This window comes from Nocardioides agri (genome assembly GCF_013778305.1).
Taxonomy (GTDB): domain Bacteria; phylum Actinomycetota; class Actinomycetes; order Propionibacteriales; family Nocardioidaceae; genus Nocardioides; species Nocardioides agri.
Map to the genome: position 1 here is coordinate 892,948 of NZ_JACEIC010000001.1, position 16,363 is coordinate 909,310.

At 71.0% G+C, this 16,363-nt stretch carries 17 protein-coding genes and 1 tRNA gene; 7 read left to right on the forward strand and 11 right to left on the reverse strand.

The window, feature by feature from the left end; all coding sequences use genetic code 11:
* Window position 1: 1 nt before the first annotated feature.
* From HZF07_RS04400 to HZF07_RS04415, 4 genes are all read right to left on the reverse strand, one after another.
* Complete coding sequence (locus tag HZF07_RS04400; protein WP_157347227.1) at window positions 2-607, reverse strand: hypothetical protein; 606 nt, start codon at window positions 605-607, stop codon at window positions 2-4.
* A gap of 100 nt (window positions 608-707) precedes the next feature.
* The gene (locus HZF07_RS04405) at window positions 708-959 is read right to left on the reverse strand and encodes an ABC transporter permease (protein WP_157347229.1); all 252 of its coding nucleotides are present in this window, start codon (window positions 957-959) and stop codon (window positions 708-710) included.
* 76 nt (window positions 960-1,035) lie between these two features.
* Complete coding sequence (gene araA, locus HZF07_RS04410) at window positions 1,036-2,547, reverse strand: L-arabinose isomerase (protein ID WP_157347231.1); 1,512 nt, start codon at window positions 2,545-2,547, stop codon at window positions 1,036-1,038.
* Window positions 2,548-2,598: 51 nt separating this feature from the next.
* Entirely contained in the window at window positions 2,599-3,306 is a 708-nt protein-coding gene (locus HZF07_RS04415) for an L-ribulose-5-phosphate 4-epimerase (protein ID WP_157347233.1), read from the reverse strand.
* 355 nt (window positions 3,307-3,661) lie between these two features.
* On the opposite strand from HZF07_RS04415, the gene HZF07_RS04420 reads away from it, so the two are divergent.
* The 7 genes from HZF07_RS04420 to HZF07_RS04450 all read left to right on the forward strand — a co-directional run bounded on the left by HZF07_RS04420 (window position 3,662) and on the right by HZF07_RS04450 (window position 11,262).
* A complete protein-coding gene (locus HZF07_RS04420) occupies window positions 3,662-4,648 on the forward strand; it encodes an ABC transporter substrate-binding protein (RefSeq protein ID WP_157347235.1) in 987 nt (328 codons plus the stop codon).
* 125 nt (window positions 4,649-4,773) lie between these two features.
* Window positions 4,774-6,333 (forward strand): sugar ABC transporter ATP-binding protein, encoded by a 1,560-nt coding sequence (locus HZF07_RS04425; protein WP_157347237.1) that lies wholly within the window; start codon window positions 4,774-4,776, stop codon window positions 6,331-6,333.
* Entirely contained in the window at window positions 6,330-7,376 is a 1,047-nt protein-coding gene (locus tag HZF07_RS04430; RefSeq protein WP_181644756.1) for an ABC transporter permease, read from the forward strand. Before HZF07_RS04425 ends, HZF07_RS04430 begins: the two co-directional genes overlap by 4 nt.
* Complete coding sequence (locus HZF07_RS04435) at window positions 7,373-8,389, forward strand: ABC transporter permease subunit (RefSeq protein WP_157347238.1); 1,017 nt, start codon at window positions 7,373-7,375, stop codon at window positions 8,387-8,389. Before HZF07_RS04430 ends, HZF07_RS04435 begins: the two co-directional genes overlap by 4 nt.
* A gap of 29 nt (window positions 8,390-8,418) precedes the next feature.
* Window positions 8,419-9,933 carry a sugar ABC transporter ATP-binding protein gene (locus HZF07_RS04440; RefSeq protein WP_181644757.1) on the forward strand — a complete coding sequence of 505 codons (1,515 nt, stop codon included), beginning with the start codon at window positions 8,419-8,421 and terminating at the stop codon, window positions 9,931-9,933.
* A complete protein-coding gene (locus tag HZF07_RS04445; protein ID WP_157347240.1) occupies window positions 9,930-10,952 on the forward strand; it encodes a LacI family DNA-binding transcriptional regulator in 1,023 nt (340 codons plus the stop codon). Before HZF07_RS04440 ends, HZF07_RS04445 begins: the two co-directional genes overlap by 4 nt.
* A 22-nt stretch (window positions 10,953-10,974) precedes the next feature.
* Window positions 10,975-11,262, forward strand: coding sequence for a DUF1330 domain-containing protein (locus HZF07_RS04450; RefSeq protein WP_157347242.1), 288 nt, complete (start codon window positions 10,975-10,977; stop codon window positions 11,260-11,262).
* Window positions 11,263-11,269: 7 nt separating this feature from the next.
* Here HZF07_RS04450 and HZF07_RS04455 read toward each other — a convergent pair whose 3' ends face one another.
* The 7 genes from HZF07_RS04455 to HZF07_RS04485 all read right to left on the reverse strand — a co-directional run bounded on the left by HZF07_RS04455 (window position 11,270) and on the right by HZF07_RS04485 (window position 16,260).
* On the reverse strand, window positions 11,270-11,500 hold the full coding sequence (locus HZF07_RS04455; protein ID WP_232523716.1) for a hypothetical protein: 231 nt from the start codon (window positions 11,498-11,500) through the stop codon (window positions 11,270-11,272).
* Complete coding sequence (locus tag HZF07_RS04460) at window positions 11,497-12,039, reverse strand: DUF5994 family protein (protein ID WP_157347244.1); 543 nt, start codon at window positions 12,037-12,039, stop codon at window positions 11,497-11,499. The genes HZF07_RS04455 and HZF07_RS04460 overlap by 4 nt, the downstream gene beginning before the upstream one ends.
* A gap of 173 nt (window positions 12,040-12,212) precedes the next feature.
* Window positions 12,213-12,286, reverse strand: a tRNA-Pro gene (locus tag HZF07_RS04465).
* A gap of 281 nt (window positions 12,287-12,567) precedes the next feature.
* Window positions 12,568-13,095 carry a DinB family protein gene (locus HZF07_RS04470; RefSeq protein ID WP_157347246.1) on the reverse strand — a complete coding sequence of 176 codons (528 nt, stop codon included), beginning with the start codon at window positions 13,093-13,095 and terminating at the stop codon, window positions 12,568-12,570.
* Window positions 13,096-13,133: 38 nt separating this feature from the next.
* Window positions 13,134-14,105: a hypothetical protein gene (locus HZF07_RS04475; RefSeq protein ID WP_157347248.1), complete on the reverse strand. Its 972-nt coding sequence runs from the start codon at window positions 14,103-14,105 to the stop codon at window positions 13,134-13,136.
* A 20-nt stretch (window positions 14,106-14,125) separates the two neighbouring features.
* Window positions 14,126-15,502 carry a ribosome biogenesis GTPase Der gene (gene der, locus HZF07_RS04480; RefSeq protein WP_157347251.1) on the reverse strand — a complete coding sequence of 459 codons (1,377 nt, stop codon included), beginning with the start codon at window positions 15,500-15,502 and terminating at the stop codon, window positions 14,126-14,128.
* Window positions 15,499-16,260, reverse strand: coding sequence for a lysophospholipid acyltransferase family protein (locus tag HZF07_RS04485; RefSeq protein ID WP_181644758.1), 762 nt, complete (start codon window positions 16,258-16,260; stop codon window positions 15,499-15,501). The genes der and HZF07_RS04485 overlap by 4 nt, the downstream gene beginning before the upstream one ends.
* Window positions 16,261-16,363 lie beyond the last annotated feature (103 nt).

Consider the following 16,363-nt stretch of genomic DNA (forward strand, 5'->3'; position numbering starts at 1 on the left):
CTCACGCCCCGTTCCGGGCCATCGACTTGACCAGGAGCAGTCCCCGCTCGGCCGCGACGGCGGCCGGCACGAGGGTCCGTCCGCTCGGGTCCGTGCCGGACTGCGCCGCGACGTGCTGGGCCAGCGTGACCAGGCACTCGTAGGCGAAGGCCGCGAGGGCGTCGGACCAGATCCCGGTGACGACCGGGGGCCCGATCGGGCTGTCCGACGTCGACGCGAAGAGCCCGCGCACCTGCTTGGTCGTACCCACCGCGAGCGGGACCTCGATCGTCGTCGGGTCCACCTGGTCGCACTCGACGGGGATGCCCACCGTCACGAGCCCGGCGCTGACGGCGAGGGTGAGCCGGCCGGTGTGCAGCAGGAGCTCGCTGTTCCCGAGCGTCCAGACGACGTCGCGGCTGCTGTCGCGAGGCAGGTCGGCCACCAGCCTGGCGACCTCACGGAGCAGTCGTTGCGCGTCCGACGTCGGCACGCGCACCCAGTCGCTGGCGACCCGCCCCGGCTCGACCCGCTCGGGCTCGGGGAACGTCACCCTCCGGCTGAGCACGACGCCCAGCAGCTCGGGGCGGCGCGCGTCGGCGACGCGCCTCGTCCTGCTCGTGGTCACTCCTGGCACCCCCGATGGTGTTCCCCGGGTTCTGCACGTGGTGTTCAGCCAACGCTCGCGAGGAGCCGGCGTGTATAGCCCGTTCGGGCCAGATGCGGGTCTAGTCGGATGTGCTCGGCGCGGTCGACGCGGCGCGGCGTCCGTCCCTGAACGTCAGCAGGGACAGCACGATCGTGACCACCAGGAGCCCGGCCGTGATCAGCCACTCCAGCGATCCGTCACCACCGTCGGGCTCGACGCCGAGGACGAGCTCGATCCATTCCGCGCTGGCCAGGGTCAGCAGGAACAGGAACGCGCTCACGCACGTGAGCACGAGCTCCACCCAGAACCTGACGCCACGGTCCTTGCGCATGTCGACCTCCCCGGACGGCCTCGTGCCCCCACACGCTGGCCCGATGCCCAGGGGTTGTCAAGCGCCGCGGCAGCGGTCAGATGCCACCGGCGAGCCGGTAGTACGCCTGGTTCCAGCGCAGCTCGCGCTGGAAGTCGCGCGTCGTCGTGGACTCGTCGATGACCAGCAGCTCGGTGCGCGCGATCTCGGCGAAGTCGCGGAAGACCTCGATGCCGACGGCGGTCGTCATCACCGTGTGGTGAGCCGCGCCGGCCGCGAGCCAGCACGCCGCGCTGGTCGCGAAGTCGGGCGCCGGCTTCCAGACCGCGCGGCCGACCGGCAGGTTCGGCAGGTCGGGGGCCTCGATGTTCTGCACGGCGTTGGCGACCAGCCGGAAGCGGTCCCGCATGTCGCTCATCGCGACCACCAGCGCCGGGCCCGGGTCGGCGGTGAAGACCAGGCGCACCGGGTCCTCCTTGCCGCCGATGCCGAGCGGGTGCACCTCGAGCCGCGGCTTCGCGGTCGTCAGCGACGGCGCCACCTCGAGCATGTGCGCGCCGAGGATCTTCTCGTCGCCGGCGACCAGGTCGTAGGTGTAGTCCTCCATGAGGCTCGCGCCGCCCGGCAGGCCGATGCCCATCACGTTGGCGATGCGCACCAGGATCGCGGTCTTCCAGTCGCCCTCGGCGCCGAAGCCGTAGCCCTCCGCCATCAGCCGCTGCACCGCCAGGCCCGGGAGCTGCTTGAGCGCGCCCAGGTCCTCGAAGCTCGTCGTGAAGGCACCGAAGCCGCCGGCCTCGAGGAACGACCGCAGGCCGACCTCGATCGCGGCGCCGTCGCGCAGCGACTGGTGCCGCTCGGCTCCGGGCAGCAGCTCCGCCGCGACGTCGTACGACGCGACGTACTCCTCCACGAGCGCGTCCACCTGCGCGTCGGTCGCGGCGGCGACCGCGTCGGCGAGCTCGTTGACGCCCCAGGTGTTGACCTGGACCCCGAAGCGCAGCTCCGCCTCGGTCTTGTCGCCCTCGGTGACGGCGACGTAGCGCATGTTGTCGCCGAAGCGGGCGAGCTTGAGCGTGCGGGCAGCGGCCCAGCCGGCGGCCGCGCGCTGCCAGTCCTCGACCTGGCCGAGCACGGCCGGGTTGGTGACGTGGCCGACGACGGTCTTGCGGGCGACGCCCAGCCGGGTCTGGATGTAGCCGAACTCCCGATCGCCGTGCGCCGCCTGGTTGAGGTTCATGAAGTCGAAGTCGATGTCGGCCCACGGGAGCTCGACGTTGGCCTGGGTGTGCAGGTGCAGCAGTGGCTTCTGCAGCGCGTCGAGGCCGGCGATCCACATCTTGGCCGGGCTGAAGGTGTGCATCCAGGCGATCACGCCGATGACGTCGTCGCGCGCGTTGACCTCGAGCGCGAGGCGCCGGATGCTGTCGGCCTCCTTGAGCACCGGCTTCCAGACGACCTTGACCGGCAGCCCGCCGAGGCCGTCGGCGACCTGCTGGGACTGCTCGGCGACCTGGCGCAGCGTCTCGTCGCCGTAGAGGGTCTGGCTGCCGGTGACGAACCAGATCTCGTAGCCGTCGAAGGAGGCGGTCAGGGGGGCAGAAGTCATCTCGTCACTCTCGTTCGTGGGGGCGTTCGTCGGGTCAGCAGTGAAGGCCGGTCAACGACGGTCGTCGCTCGCCTGCCCGTAGACGTTCTGGTAGCGGTCGTAGAGCTTGTCGATCGCGTCCTGCGGGATCGGCACGAGGGGCCCGCCCTGGCGCGCGATCTCCACGGTGCGCGCGACGTCCTCGACCATCACGGCCGCCTTCACGGCGTCCTTGGCGGTGACGCCGATCGTGAACGGCCCGTGGTTGGCCATGAGCACGGCGCGGGACCGGTGCCCGCGCAGCGTCTCGACGATGCCGCGGCCGATCGAGTCGTCACCGATGATCGCGAAGGGCCCGATCGGGACCGGCCCGCCGAACTCGTCGGCCATCGCGGTGACCACGCACGGGATCTCCTCGTTGCGGGCGGCCCAGCCGACGGCGTACGTCGAGTGCGTGTGCACGACCCCGCCGACCTCCGGCATCTCCCGGTAGACGTAGGCGTGCGCCGCGGTGTCGCTGGACGGCGACCGCTCGCTGCCCGGCGTGCCGGGGACCGCGTGGCCGTCGAGGTCGCAGACGATCATCGACTCCGGCGTCAGGTCGTCGTAGGAGACGCCCGACGGCTTGATCACGAAGAGGTCGGCGCCCGGCACCCGACCGGACACGTTGCCCGCCGTCCAGACCACCAGCCCGTAGCGCACGAGCTCGGCGTGCAGCCGCGCGACGTCGGCCCGCACCGCCTCGACAGCCGCCTCGACCTCGTCGGTCCACCCCGTCATCGTCCGTCCCTCCGGCCGATCGTCCGACGATCGTCCTGCAAATAGTGAGCGCAAACACCGCATCGTACGCCGCGCGCGCCGGCCTGCCCGGAAGGACCGCGCCGAGCAACGCCTCCCAGGTCCCGAATGTTATCGGTAACAATCGCGCCATCCCGGGGTCATGTCCAGCCGTTGCCGCAGGTCGCAGCGCACATACCCCAAATGCTTGTGTTATCAAAATGTTACGGCTAACCTCTCGCCAATTGTCCGAATGTGAGGGCTAACATCCGGGGATCAAGCGCACCCGGGAGCGCAGTCTCATCCCCATCCCCGCGCCGGCGTCCGTGCCGGCCGACCAGGAGGTTCTGCGGTGAAGATGAAGTTCCGTACCGGCGTCGCCGTGCTGGGTGCTGTGGCACTCTTCGCGGCCGGCTGCGGCTCCGACGATTCCAACGACGAGGCCAGCGAGGGTGGAGGCGGCGGCGGTGGCGACCTGATCAAGGTCGGCTTCGCCCAGACCGGCTCCGAGTCCGGTTGGCGCAGCGCGAACACCGAGTCCATGAAGGACGCCTTCTCCGAGGAGAACGGGTTCGAGCTCGTCTTCAACGCCGCGGACAACGACCCCGCTGCCCAGATCAGCGCCGTCCGCAGCTTCATCAGCCAGGGCGTCGACGCGATCGTGATCGCGCCGATCGTCGAGGACGGCTGGGACGACGTGCTCCAGGAGGCGAAGGACGCCGACATCCCGGTGATCCTCGAGGACCGGACCGTGACCTCGTCCGACGACCTCTACAACAGCTGGGTCGGCCTGGACTTCAAGAAGGAGGGCACCACCGCCGGCGAGTGGGCGGCCGAGAACTTCAAGGAGCCGACCAAGATGGTCGTCCTCGAGGGCACCACGGGCTCCGCTCCCGCCAACGACCGTGCCGAGGGCTTCGACGCGGCGATCGAGGGCAGCGCGATCGAGAAGATCGACTCCCAGACCGGCGAGTTCACCCGTGACGGCGGCAAGACCGTCATGGAGGGCTTCCTGCAGAAGTACGGCGCCGACGGCATCGACCTCGTCTACGCCCACAACGACGACATGGCGCTCGGCGCCATCGAGGCGATCGAGGCGGCCGGCGCCACGCCGGGCGAGGACATCAAGATCGTGTCGATCGACGCCGTCAAGGACGGCATGCAGGCTCTGGTCGACGGCAAGATCAACTTCATCGTCGAGTGCAACCCGCTCCTCGGTGAGCAGGCAGCGGACCTGGTGAAGAAGGTGCTCGACGACCAGGACGTGGAGAAGGCCTACTACGTGGCGGACCAGAGCTTCACGAAGGAGCAGGCGGCCGAGGTCATCGACTCTCGTCCCTACTGATCCACAGCACGCATCGGTACGGACCGGTACCGATCGGCCCTCACCACAGTCGAGTGGTGCCCCGCTGGAGCCGTCATCCTCCTCCGGCGGGGCACCGCTCCCCCACAGGCAAGGACCCCCGGCCCATGCACGCCGACATCGAGACCCCACCCGCCGCAGTCCCGACCGCCGAGGCGGTCGTCGAGATGCGCGGCATCACGATCCGCTTCCCCGGCGTGCTCGCTCTCGACCAGGTCGACTTCTCGCTGCGGCCCGGCGAGGTGCACGCCCTGATGGGCGAGAACGGCGCGGGCAAGTCCACGCTCATCAAGGCCCTCACCGGGGTCTACGCGATCGACGACGGCACGATCCGGGTGGCCGGCGAGGATCGCGTGTTCGGCTCCACCGCCGACGCCCAGAGCGCGGGCATCTCGACCGTCTACCAGGAGGTCAACCTCTGCCCGAACCTGTCGGTCGGCGAGAACGTGATGCTCGGCCACGAGCCGCGGGGGCTGCGCGGCATCGACTGGAAGGCCACGCACCGCGAGGCCGCCCGGCACCTCGACAGCCTCGGCCTCCACCTCGACACCCGCTCCCTCCTCTCCAGCCACTCCATCGCGGTCCAGCAGCTGGTCGCGATCAGCCGGGCGACAGTGCTCGACGCCCGGGTGCTCGTGCTCGACGAGCCCACCTCCAGCCTCGACCGCGACGAGGTCGAGCGGCTGTTCGCGGTCGTCCGCGGCCTGCGCGACCAGGGGGTCGCGATCCTCTTCGTCAGCCACTTCCTCGACCAGGTCTACGAGATCTCCGACCGCATCACGGTGCTGCGCAACGGCAGGCTGGTCGGCGAGCACCTCGCCGTGGACCTCCCCCGGTCCGCCCTCGTCACCCAGATGGTCGGCCGGGAGCTCGTCGAGCTCGAGGCGATCTCCGAGATCGCCGAGCGCACCATCGACCGCACCGGCGCACCGGTGCTCCGTGCCAGCGGCGTGGGCAAGAAGGGCGTGCTCGAGCCCGCCGACGTCGACGTCTACGACGGCGAGGTCGTCGGCATCGCCGGCCTGCTCGGCTCCGGTCGCACCGAGCTGGTCCGGCTGCTCTACGGCGCCGACCGGCCGGACACCGGGGACGTCGAGCTGAACGGATCCGCCGCGCGGATCACCTCCCCACGACACGCGATCCGGCACCGGATCGCGTTCTCCTCGGAGAACCGCCGGGCCGAGGGGATCCTGGCCGACCTCACCGTGGCAGAGAACATCACCATCGGCATCCAGGCCCGCCGTGGCTGGCACCGCCGGATGCGCCGCGCGGAGCGGGACGCCGTCGTGAAGGAGTACATCGAGGCCCTCGGCGTACGCCCGGCCGACCCCAACGCCAACGCCGGCAACCTGTCCGGCGGCAACCAGCAGAAGGTGCTGCTGGCCCGGTGGCTGGCGACCGCTCCCGAGCTGATCATCCTCGACGAGCCGACCCGCGGCATCGACGTCGGCGCCAAGGCCGACATCCAGCGCAAGGTGGCCGAGCTCGCCAGTCAGGGACTCTCCGTCATCTTCATCTCCTCCGAGCTCGAAGAGGTGCTTCGATTGGCCCAGCGTGTGGTCGTGATGCGAGACCGTCGGCAGCTCGGGGTGCTCGAGTCCAGCGCGGTCGACGTCCAGGGACTCATCGACTACATGGCCGACGGTGGCGAAGGGAGCGTCGCGTGACGAAGGTCGTGAAGCACCGGCTGTTCTGGCCGGCCTTCTCGCTCGTGGCCCTCATCGTGCTCAACACGGTGGTCCGGCCCCAGTTCATGAAGATCACCGTCCGCGACGGCGAGCTGTACGGCGCACTCATCGACATCCTGCGCAACAGCGCGCCACTGATGCTGGTCGCGCTCGGCATGACGATCGTCATCGCCACGCGCGGCATCGACCTCTCGGTCGGCGCGGTCATGGCCGTGTCCGGCGCGGTGACGCTGACGATCATCGACGGTGCCGAGGATCCCGGCAGCACCAGCACCGTGCTCGTCGCCATGGCCGTCGGCACCGGCGTCGCGCTGCTGCTCGGCGCGTGGAACGGCTTCCTGGTCGCGGTGCTCGACATCCAACCGATCGTCGCGACCCTCGTGCTGATGCTGGCCGGACGTGGTGTCGCCCTGCTGATCACCGACGGCTTCATCACGACGGTCAACTCCGAGCCGCTCGAGTACGTGTCGACGGGCTACCTCTTCGCGCTGCCCTTCGCCCTCTTCATCTCCGTGGCCGCGATCACAGCGATCTCGCTCGTCGAGCGGCGTACGGCGCTGGGCGTGCTCACCGAGGCCGTCGGCATCAACCCCGAGGCCAGCCGGCTCGCCGGTGTCCGGTCGCGCGGCATCACCTTCGGCGCCTACGTGCTCAGCGGGACGCTCGCCGGCGTCGCCGGCATCATCTACAGCTCGAACATCCGGGCCGCCGACGCCAACGCGGCCGGCGAGTTCATCGAGCTCTACGCCATCCTCGCGGTGGTGCTCGGCGGGACCTCGCTGGTGGGCGGCAAGTTCACGGTCGCCGGGACGGTCATCGGCGTCTTCATCATCCAGACGCTGAAGTCGACGATGCTCTTCCTCGGCGTCCCCTCGGCGCAGAGCCCGGTGTTCTTCGCAGCCGTCGTCATCATCGTCGTGCTCATCCAGTCACCGCGCGTGCACCGGATCGCACGCGGCCTCACCGGAGGGATGCGGTCGCGCAACCTCTCCGCCCACAGCGACGCGGAGGTCGCCGCATGAACGCCAGCACGGTGACCGCCACCCGGGAGACGGTCTCCCGGCACACCCGCACGTTCCTCGACCGGCACGCCTCGTTGATGCCGACGTTCGCGGCCGTGCTGATCTTCGCCGTGCTGCTGATCGGTGCCCAGATCCACTTCGGCACGTTCCTGACGCCGCTCAACATGTCGGCGCTGCTGCTCGACAACGCCTACCTGGTGATCCTCGCGGTCGGCATGACGTTCGTGATCGTCACCGGGGGCATCGACCTCTCCGTCGGGTCGGTGATGGCGCTCACCGGGATCTGGTGCGCCGACCTGCTGGCGTCCGGCCACTCGGCCGCGGTCGTCGTCCCGCTGATCATCCTGGCCGGCGCGGCCATCGGGCTGCTCATCGGCGTGCTGGTGCAGTACTTCGACGTGCAGCCGTTCATCGCCTCCCTGGCCGGACTCTTCCTCGCCCGCGGGCTCGCGTTCGTGGTGAGCCTCGACTCGATCCGGGTCGAGAACGAGTCCGTCCTCTGGCTGCAGACCACGCGCTGGCGCCTCGGCGAGTGGTACATCACGCCCACCGGCGTGCTCGCACTGTCGGTCGCGCTGATCGGCGCGTTCGTCATGCAGTTCACCCGCTTCGGTCGCACCGTGTACGCCGTCGGCGGCAACGAGCAGTCCGCGCGGCTGATGGGGCTCGACGTCGCCCGCACCAAGGTCGCGGTCTACGTCATCAGCGGCGTCTGCGCCGGCCTCGCCGGCCTCGTGCTCACGGCGTACTCCGGCGCGGGATACCCCCGCAACGGCATCGGCACCGAGCTCGACGTGATCGCCGCGGTCGTCATCGGCGGCACCCTGCTCACCGGCGGCACCGGCTACGTGCTCGGGTCACTGATCGGCGTGCTGGTCTTCGGCACGATCAAGACCGTGATCTCCTTCATGGGCGCCGAGCAGGCCTGGACGCGGATCATCATCGGCCTGATGCTGCTGATGTTCATCGTGGTGCAGCGCGCGATCGTCGTCCGTGCGGAGCGTCGACGATAAGTGCCGGGCAGCCGCCCCATAATGGGCGCGTGGACGCACAGCCGCTCCTGGAGCTCACCGGCGCGACGGTGTACTTCGGCGCCGACGCGGCGCTGGACGGCGTCGACTTCCGGCTGTTCCCGGGCGAGGTCCACTCGCTCATGGGCGAGAACGGCGCGGGCAAGTCGACGTTGATCAAGGCGATCACCGGAGCCCTTCCGCTGTCGGCCGGCGTGCTGCGCCTCGACGGCCAGGTGGTGCGCTTCGGCTCGCCCCACGACGCGCAGGAGGTCGGCGTCCGGTCGGTCTACCAGGAGATCGACCTGCTGCCCAACCTGTCGGTCGCGGAGAACATCTCGCTCGGCGTCGAGCCGCGCCGCTTCGGCATGATCGACTGGCGTCAGATGCGCGACCGGGCCGGCGACGTACTGGCCGACCTCGGGCTCGACATCGACCCGGCGTCCGTGCTCGGCCGGCACTCGCTCGCCGTGCAGCAGCTGGTCGCGATCGCCCGCGCCATCTCGACCGACGTACGCGTCCTCGTGCTCGACGAGCCCACGTCGAGCCTCGACACCGACGAGTGCGCCGAGCTCTTCCGGATCATCGAGGACCTCAAGCAGCGCGGCGTCGCCATCATCTTCGTCTCGCACTTCCTCGACCAGGTCTACGAGATCAGCGACCGGGTCACGGTGCTCCGCGACGGCAAGCTCGTCGGGGAGTACCTCACCCGCGAGCTGCTCCGGATCGACCTCGTGCAGGCGATGCTCGGCCGCAGCGCGGAGTCCCTGCGCACCAGGCCGCGGCTGCGGGTCGCCGACGGCTCCAGCGAGGAGCCCTTCCTCAGCGCGCGCGCCGTCACCGTCGGCTCCCGCATCAGTGGCGCCGACATCGACCTGATGGAGGGCGAGGTGCTCGGCGTCGCCGGCCTGCTCGGCTCGGGGCGCACCGAGCTGGCGCGGGCGCTCACCGGCATCGACCGGCTCGACGGCGGCATCATCCGCATCCAGGGCAGCGACGAGCCGATCGGCAACCCGCGGGCGGCGATCTCGCTCGGCGTCGTCTACTCCTCCGAGAACCGCCGCACCGAGGGCATCGTCGGCGAGCTGAGCGTCCAGGAGAACATCACGCTCGCGCTCCAGGCCGAGCGCGGCGTCCTGCGCCGGATCAGCCCGGCCCGCCAGCGCGAGCTCGCGATGAGCTGGATCGACGCGCTGGACATCCGGCCGCCCGACCCGGACCGCCCGGCGGGCACGCTCTCGGGCGGCAACCAGCAGAAGGTGCTGCTGGCCCGCCTCCTCGCGCTGTCGCCGCGCCTGCTCGTGCTCGACGAGCCGACCCGCGGCATCGACGTGGGCGCCAAGGTGGAGGTGCAGAACCTCGTCGGCGAGCTCGCCGACAACGGACTCTCGGTCATGTTCATCTCCGCCGAGCTCGAAGAGGTGCTCCGGGTGGGCAACCGGGTCGCCATCCTGCTCGACGGCCGGGTCGTCGACACCGTGCCCTCCGACGACCTCACCCCCGACGCACTCACCGCGCTCGTCGCCCGGCCGGAGCCGGTCGGATGACGGAGCCAGCAGGCAAGCCGGGCCGCGCGGCGAACATCTTCGACGTGGCGCGCCTGGCCGGTGTGTCCCACCAGACCGTCTCGCGGGTGATCAACGAGATGCCCAACGTGCGGCCCGCCACCCGCGCCCGCGTCGAGCAGGCCATCGCCCAGCTGCACTACAGCCCGTCCCCCGCGGCTCGCGCGCTCGTCACCCGGCGCACCCGCACGATCGGCCTGGTCACGCCAGGCATCTCCGACTACGGGCCGACCTCGATCGCGATGCACTTCAACTTCGCGGCCCGCGCGGCCCGCTACAGCGTGGAGTCGGTCAGTGCACCCGCCGACGACCCGAAGGCGATCCGCAAGGTCGTCGACGCGCTGCTGCGGCAGCGGGTCGACGCGATCGTGTTCGTGGTCGTCGACGTCTCCGTGCTCGAGCTCGTGCGCAGCCTCGATCTGCGGATCCCGGTCGTCATCGCCGCGTCCACGGCCCGGCGCAGCCCGCTCATCGTCTCGATCGACCAGTACCGGGGCGCCCGCGCCGCCGTCCGGCACCTCGCCGAGATCGGCCACTCGCGGATCCTGCACCTGGCCGGTCCGCGGACGGCGCCGGACGCCACCGAACGGGTCCGCGGCTGGCGCGACGAGCTCGGCGCGCACCGGCTCGAGATCGTGCCCCCGGTCTTCGGCGACTGGTCGGCGGCCAGCGGCTACCGGCTCGGCGGGGAGATCGACGTGGAGCCGGGATCGGCGGTCTTCGTCGGCAACGACCAGATGTCGATAGGGCTGCTCTCGGCGCTGCGCGAGCGTGGCCTCCGGGTGCCCGACGACGTCAGCGTCATCGGCTTCGACGACGTGCCCGAGGCGGGCTACCTCTTCCCGCCGCTCACGACGGTCCGTCAGGACTTCGCGACGCTGGGCGAGCTGATCATGCAGAAGGTGCTGATCGCCGTCGAGGAGTCGGGCGTGCTGACCGAGGACACCCCGATCCCGACCCACCTCGTCGTCCGCCAGTCGACCCGGCCGCTCGACGACTGAGTCCGCCGGGCACGATGGGTGCATGACGGCGTACTGGATCAGCACCTACGTGGAGACCACCGACGAGGACAAGCTCGCGGCGTACGCCGCTCTCGCCGGCCCGGCGCTCACGGGGGCCGGCGGCACCTTCCTGGTCCGCGGGCTCCCCGAGGCGGTCTACGAGGCCGGCCAGCAGACCCGCACGGTGGTCATCGAGTTCCCCTCGGTCGAGGCTGCGGTCGCCGCGCACGACAGCGCGGCGTACCAGGAGGCGCTCGCCGCGCTCGACGGCGGCGCGGTCCGCGACCTCCGGATCGTCCCGGGCGCCTGACGGTCGGTCAGAGGACGGCACCCCGGGGAGCGACCTCCACCGCCGCCACGCCCCGGGCGTACAGCACCACGAGCCGGTCGCCGTGCTGGCAGCGCAGCACCCCGCCGTCGCCGGTCAGGGCGGCGAGGACGTGGTCGAGCGCCTCGTCGTCGCTCCTGCCCTCCGGGTCCTCGTAGGTGACGTCGGTTATGTCGCCGCTGACGAGACGCACCCGGAGCACGAGGTGGGTCACGCTCACCCGCCGGTCCGGAACGACGGCGCCACCCGACCCTCGTCCCACCAGGACTCCCCGCCGTCCGCCCAGCGATCCGTCGGGTCGGCGTCCGGGTTGTCCGTCACCTCGTGGAGGAGGTCGGCCGCCGAGTGCGCGTTGCCGGCGGTCGCCGCGGCCAGCAGCGCCTCGGCGCCCTGGCCCTCGGTGAAGCCGGGCGGCACGACCAGCACGCGGAGCACGGTCCGGTCCGACGTGGTCAGGTGGATCAGGTGGCTGTCGTCGCGTGGGAAGGAGCCGACCTTCACATAGCCGCCGCGGACCGGGATGCGGCGCGGCGCCGGCTCCCAGTCGGGTGGGGAGTACAACGCGCGCACGATCCGGCCGTGCTGCGCCGGGAAGTGGTGGACCAGGTCGGCCAGCTCGACCGCCAGGTCGCGGCTCTGCGGCCACCAGCCGCCGTCCAGCCAGTTCTGGTCGGAGTGCTCGGCCATGGCGAGCCGCAACGGAACGCGGCTCGGCGGGTCGATGTCCGTGGGGGCAATGGATTCGTTCGACGTCGACATGACGTCCGCCTCTCGACCGGCACGTTCCTCCGGACGGAGGCCTCGTCATCGGTCAGTCACCTCCACTCTACGCCGGGGCGGGGAGCGGACCTCCGAGCCCGCGGAGGTGCGGTGAAATGTCAGAGGCCGCTCCCCTGAGCGGGAAACGGCCTCTGACCTGCAACTGCATTCTGTCGGGCTGACAGGATTTGAACCTGCGACCCCCTGACCCCCAGTCAGGTGCGCTACCAAGCTGCGCTACAGCCCGAACAGTCTCCGCCGGTTGACCAGCAGGACCGCGTGAACACTACCGCAGCCCAGGCCCCGACCCGGAATCGGGTCCACGGACCCGGCTGGCTGCCACATCGACCGTCCAGCGGAGATCTTGATCCACCAGGTGGATCAAGATCTCCGGCGAAACTCCAGCGCAGTGCGCGCCGCCCGCCGGCTGCCGGCCGAGACCGGCGCGGGACGTCATACGGTCAGTGTGTCCCCTTGCTCCGTCCGTATGACGTCCCCGAGCGACGGCGACGGCGACGGCACCAGACGTCAGCCCATCGACTTCTGTCCGTCGATCGTCTCGCGGATGATGTCGGCGTGGCCGGCGTGCTGCGCGGTCTCGAGCGCGATGTGGATGATCGCGCGGCGCGCCGACCACGAGGCGCCGGGCGCGAACCACGGCGCCTGGGGCAAAGGGTGCCGCGCGTCGAGGTCGACCGTGCGCACCAGCTCGTCGGTGGCGGCGGCGACGTCGTCGTAGGCCTTGAGGACGCCCTCGAGCGTCTCGTCCTCGAGCAGCCGGAAGCCGTTCTGGTACTCCAGCACCTCGGGCGGCGGGTTCGTCCAGTCGACGTTGGCCCAGTCGACGTCCGGTCCCTGCGAGGGGCCGTTGACGACGAAGTCGGCCCAGTTCCTCTCGACCGCGGTCACGTGCTTGATCAGCCCGCCGAGCGAGAGCGCACTCACGGTCGGCGTGGATCGGGCCGCCTCGTCGGAGAGGCCCTGGACGGTGAACCGGAAGAGGTCCCGGTGCTTGTGCAGGAGGTCGATCAGGTCGTCGCGCTCGGTGTTCGTCATGGCTCCACCCTAGGAACGTCAGCGGTCAGCTTGTGACCTCAATCAGGATCGACGGCCGCCGAGTCCGGCGACCGCTGGAGGGACGCGGTGTCGACGGCCTCGAACGCCGACGCCGGGATCGTCTTGAGCTCCTCGACCAGCCGCGTGGACCAGCGGGCGTTCTGCTCACCCTGGAAGAACCACGGCGAGCCGTTGTCGGCGAGCACCAGGCCGTAGGTCTTCATCGCCTCGATGACGGCGACGGTCTGCGCCGAGTAGCCGCCGGTCGAGAAGCCCGCCCGCAGCCGGAAGCGGGCTCCCATCGGTGGGTAGCCGAGGCTGTCCTGGGACCCGGCCTGGTGCCGGGCCGGCCACAGGTAGTGCCGGCTGGTGACGTCGGTCGTGAAGCGGATCGCGTGGTCCACGTGCCCGGAGCGCACCTCGGCCCACCGCAGCAGCCCGGGCAGGATCGGCAGCCCGGCGGCGTCTGCCGAGGTCCAGCCGTCCGGGCGCAGCGCGTTGGAGCGCAGCGACCACACGGCACCGGAGCCGGCCACCCAGCGCCCGTCGCGCACGCGGGTGTTCCAGGTCTCGTAGAGCCGGCAGCTGCCCCGGTCGACCACGATCGCGTGCTTGTCGCCGTCCGAGCCGCGTCCGCCCTCGATCCGCGTGTCCCGGCCCACCGGGTAGCGGACCCGGTCGCTCTCGTCGGCGTAGTCGAAGCGGACCCGCACCTTCCGGTGGCCGGGCCGCACGACCGTGACGGGGATGCCGTAGTTCGGGCCGTCGCCGTACGACGGGCCGAAGTCGGGGTGCAGGTCCCGGTCCGTCGACATGTGCGAGAGCCACTGCCTGCTCCGGGCGTGCACCGGGAGCGAGCTGACGTCGGCGTGCCACCAGCTGTCCGCCGGGAACACCGGGCAGCCGCCGACCGCCCGCTCGGGAGCGGGCAGGAGCGCGCCCGCCCTACCTCCGGACAGCACCGGTACGGCGAGCGCGCAGCTCAGCGCCAGGGCTACGAGTCGCCTCATGGCCCGACGGTAGCGCCGTCTCAGCGCTTGCGCTTCTCCCGCGGCCGCACCTCGATCTCGATCGGCGTGCCGACGAACCCGAACTCCTCACGCAGCCGGCGCTCGATGAACCGCTCGTACGACGCGTCGAGCTTGCCGCTGGTGAACAGCACGAACCGCGGCGGCGCCGTCGACGGCTGGGTCCCGAACAGGATCTTGGGCTGCTTGCCGCTGCGCACCGGGTGCGGGTGCTCGGCGACCAGGCGACCGAGGAAGCCGTTGAGGGCGCCGGTCGTGATCCGGGTCTCCCACCCGGTGATCGCCTTGTCCAGCGCCGGCACCAGGCGGTCGATGTGCCAGCCGGTGCGCGCGGTGATGTTGATCCGCGGCGCCCACTGCACCTGCACGAGCTCGCGCTCGATCTCGCGCTCGAGGTAGTAGCGGCGCTCCTCGTCGACGAGGTCCCACTTGTTGAACGCGATCACCAGCGCGCGGCCGGCCTCGCGGACCGTCTGCAGGATTCGCACGTCCTGCTCGGAGATCGACTCGTCGGCGTTGAGCACGAGGACGGCGACCTCGGCACGGTCGATCGCGGTCGAGGTCCGCAGCGACGCGTAGTACTCGTGGCCCGACGCCTCCTTGACCCGCTTGCGCAGGCCCGCGGTGTCGATGAACCGCCAGGTGCGCCCGCCGAGCTCGATCAGCTCGTCGACCGGGTCGACGGTGGTGCCGGCGACGTTGTCGACGACGACGCGCTCCTCCCCCGCCAGCTTGTTGAGCAGCGAGGACTTGCCGACGTTGGGCTTGCCGACGATGGCGATCCGGCGCGGCCCGCCGATCTCCTCCCCGATGGACTCCGGCGGCGTCTCGGGCAGTGCCGCGAGCACGGCGTCGAGCATGTCGCCCGAGCCACGGCCGTGCAGCGCCGAGACGGGGTAGGGCTCGCCGAGCCCGAGGTTCCACAGGCCGTAGGCCTCGGCCTCGGTGCGCTGGTCGTCGACCTTGTTGGCGGCCAGCACGACCGGCTTGCCCGAGGCGCGCAGGATCTTGACCACCGCCTCGTCGTGGTCGGTGATGCCGACGGTCGCGTCGACGACGAAGAGGACGGCGTCGGCGAGGGACACCGCGATCTCGGCCTGGGCCCTGATCGAGGCCGCCATGCCGCGGGCGTCGGGGTCCCAGCCGCCGGTGTCGACCACCGTGAACGCACGGCCGTTCCAGTTGGCGTCGTAGGAGACCCGGTCGCGGGTGACGCCCGGGACGTCCTCGACGACCGCCTCGCGACGGCCGATGATCCGGTTGACCAGCGTCGACTTCCCGACATTGGGACGACCGACCACAGCCAGGATGGGCAGGGGTCCGGTGGGCTCGCCGGCGTCGCCCTCGTGAGGGCCGGCGGCGGGCTCGAAGTCGGTCATGGTGCTCCTTGGTCGGTGACCCCGGTGGCGGGGTCGGGTTCTACGTCGGTCGGGGGCAGCGGACCAGGGAGCTCTCGCCCGGTCGACGCCCGCGCCCGGTCGAGCTGGACAAGCATGTGCTCACGGAGCAACAACGAGGCCTTCTCCACGTGTTCCCGGGTGCGCGGCCACGGCAGCTGTTCGGTGCGCCACACCTCGCCGAAGACCACGTCGATGGTCGCGCCCCGCGGCGGCAGGGAGCCGCTGGTGCCCCCAGGCTCCCGGCTGCCCAGCATCGTCACGGGTACGACGGGGGCGCCGGTGACCAGGGCCAGGTAGGCCGCCCCGCGGTGGAACCGCTCGAGGTCCCCGGCGCCGCGGGTGCCCTCGGGATAGATGCCGACGGCTCGGCCCTCGCGCAGCGCCCGGACGCAGGTCTTCACCGCTCGCGGGTCGGGGTTGAACCGGTCGAGCGGGATCTGGCCGGAGTGCCACAGGAACGTGCCCAGCGGGCCCTTGAACATCTCGATCTTGGTCAGCGCGTGCACCGGCCGCGCGGCGAAGATCGCCAGCAGCGGGCCGTCGATGACGCCGATGTGGTTGGACGCGAAGATCACCGGACCCGACGCGGGGACGTTGCCGGGGTCGTCGACGCGCACCCGGTAGCGCCACCGCAGCAGCGTCCGGGCGATCGGGCGGAGCGGGTGGAGCAGGTACCTGGGCGCGCTCGGGACCCCGTCGCTGCGCGGCGGCTCCAGGTGCCGGGCGCTCGTCCTCACGGGTGCGCCTCGGCGGTCTCCACCAGCCCGACGATCAGGCCGATCACCTCGTCGAGCGTGTAGTCGGTCGTGTCGATGTGCACGGCACCGTCGGCCTGCACGA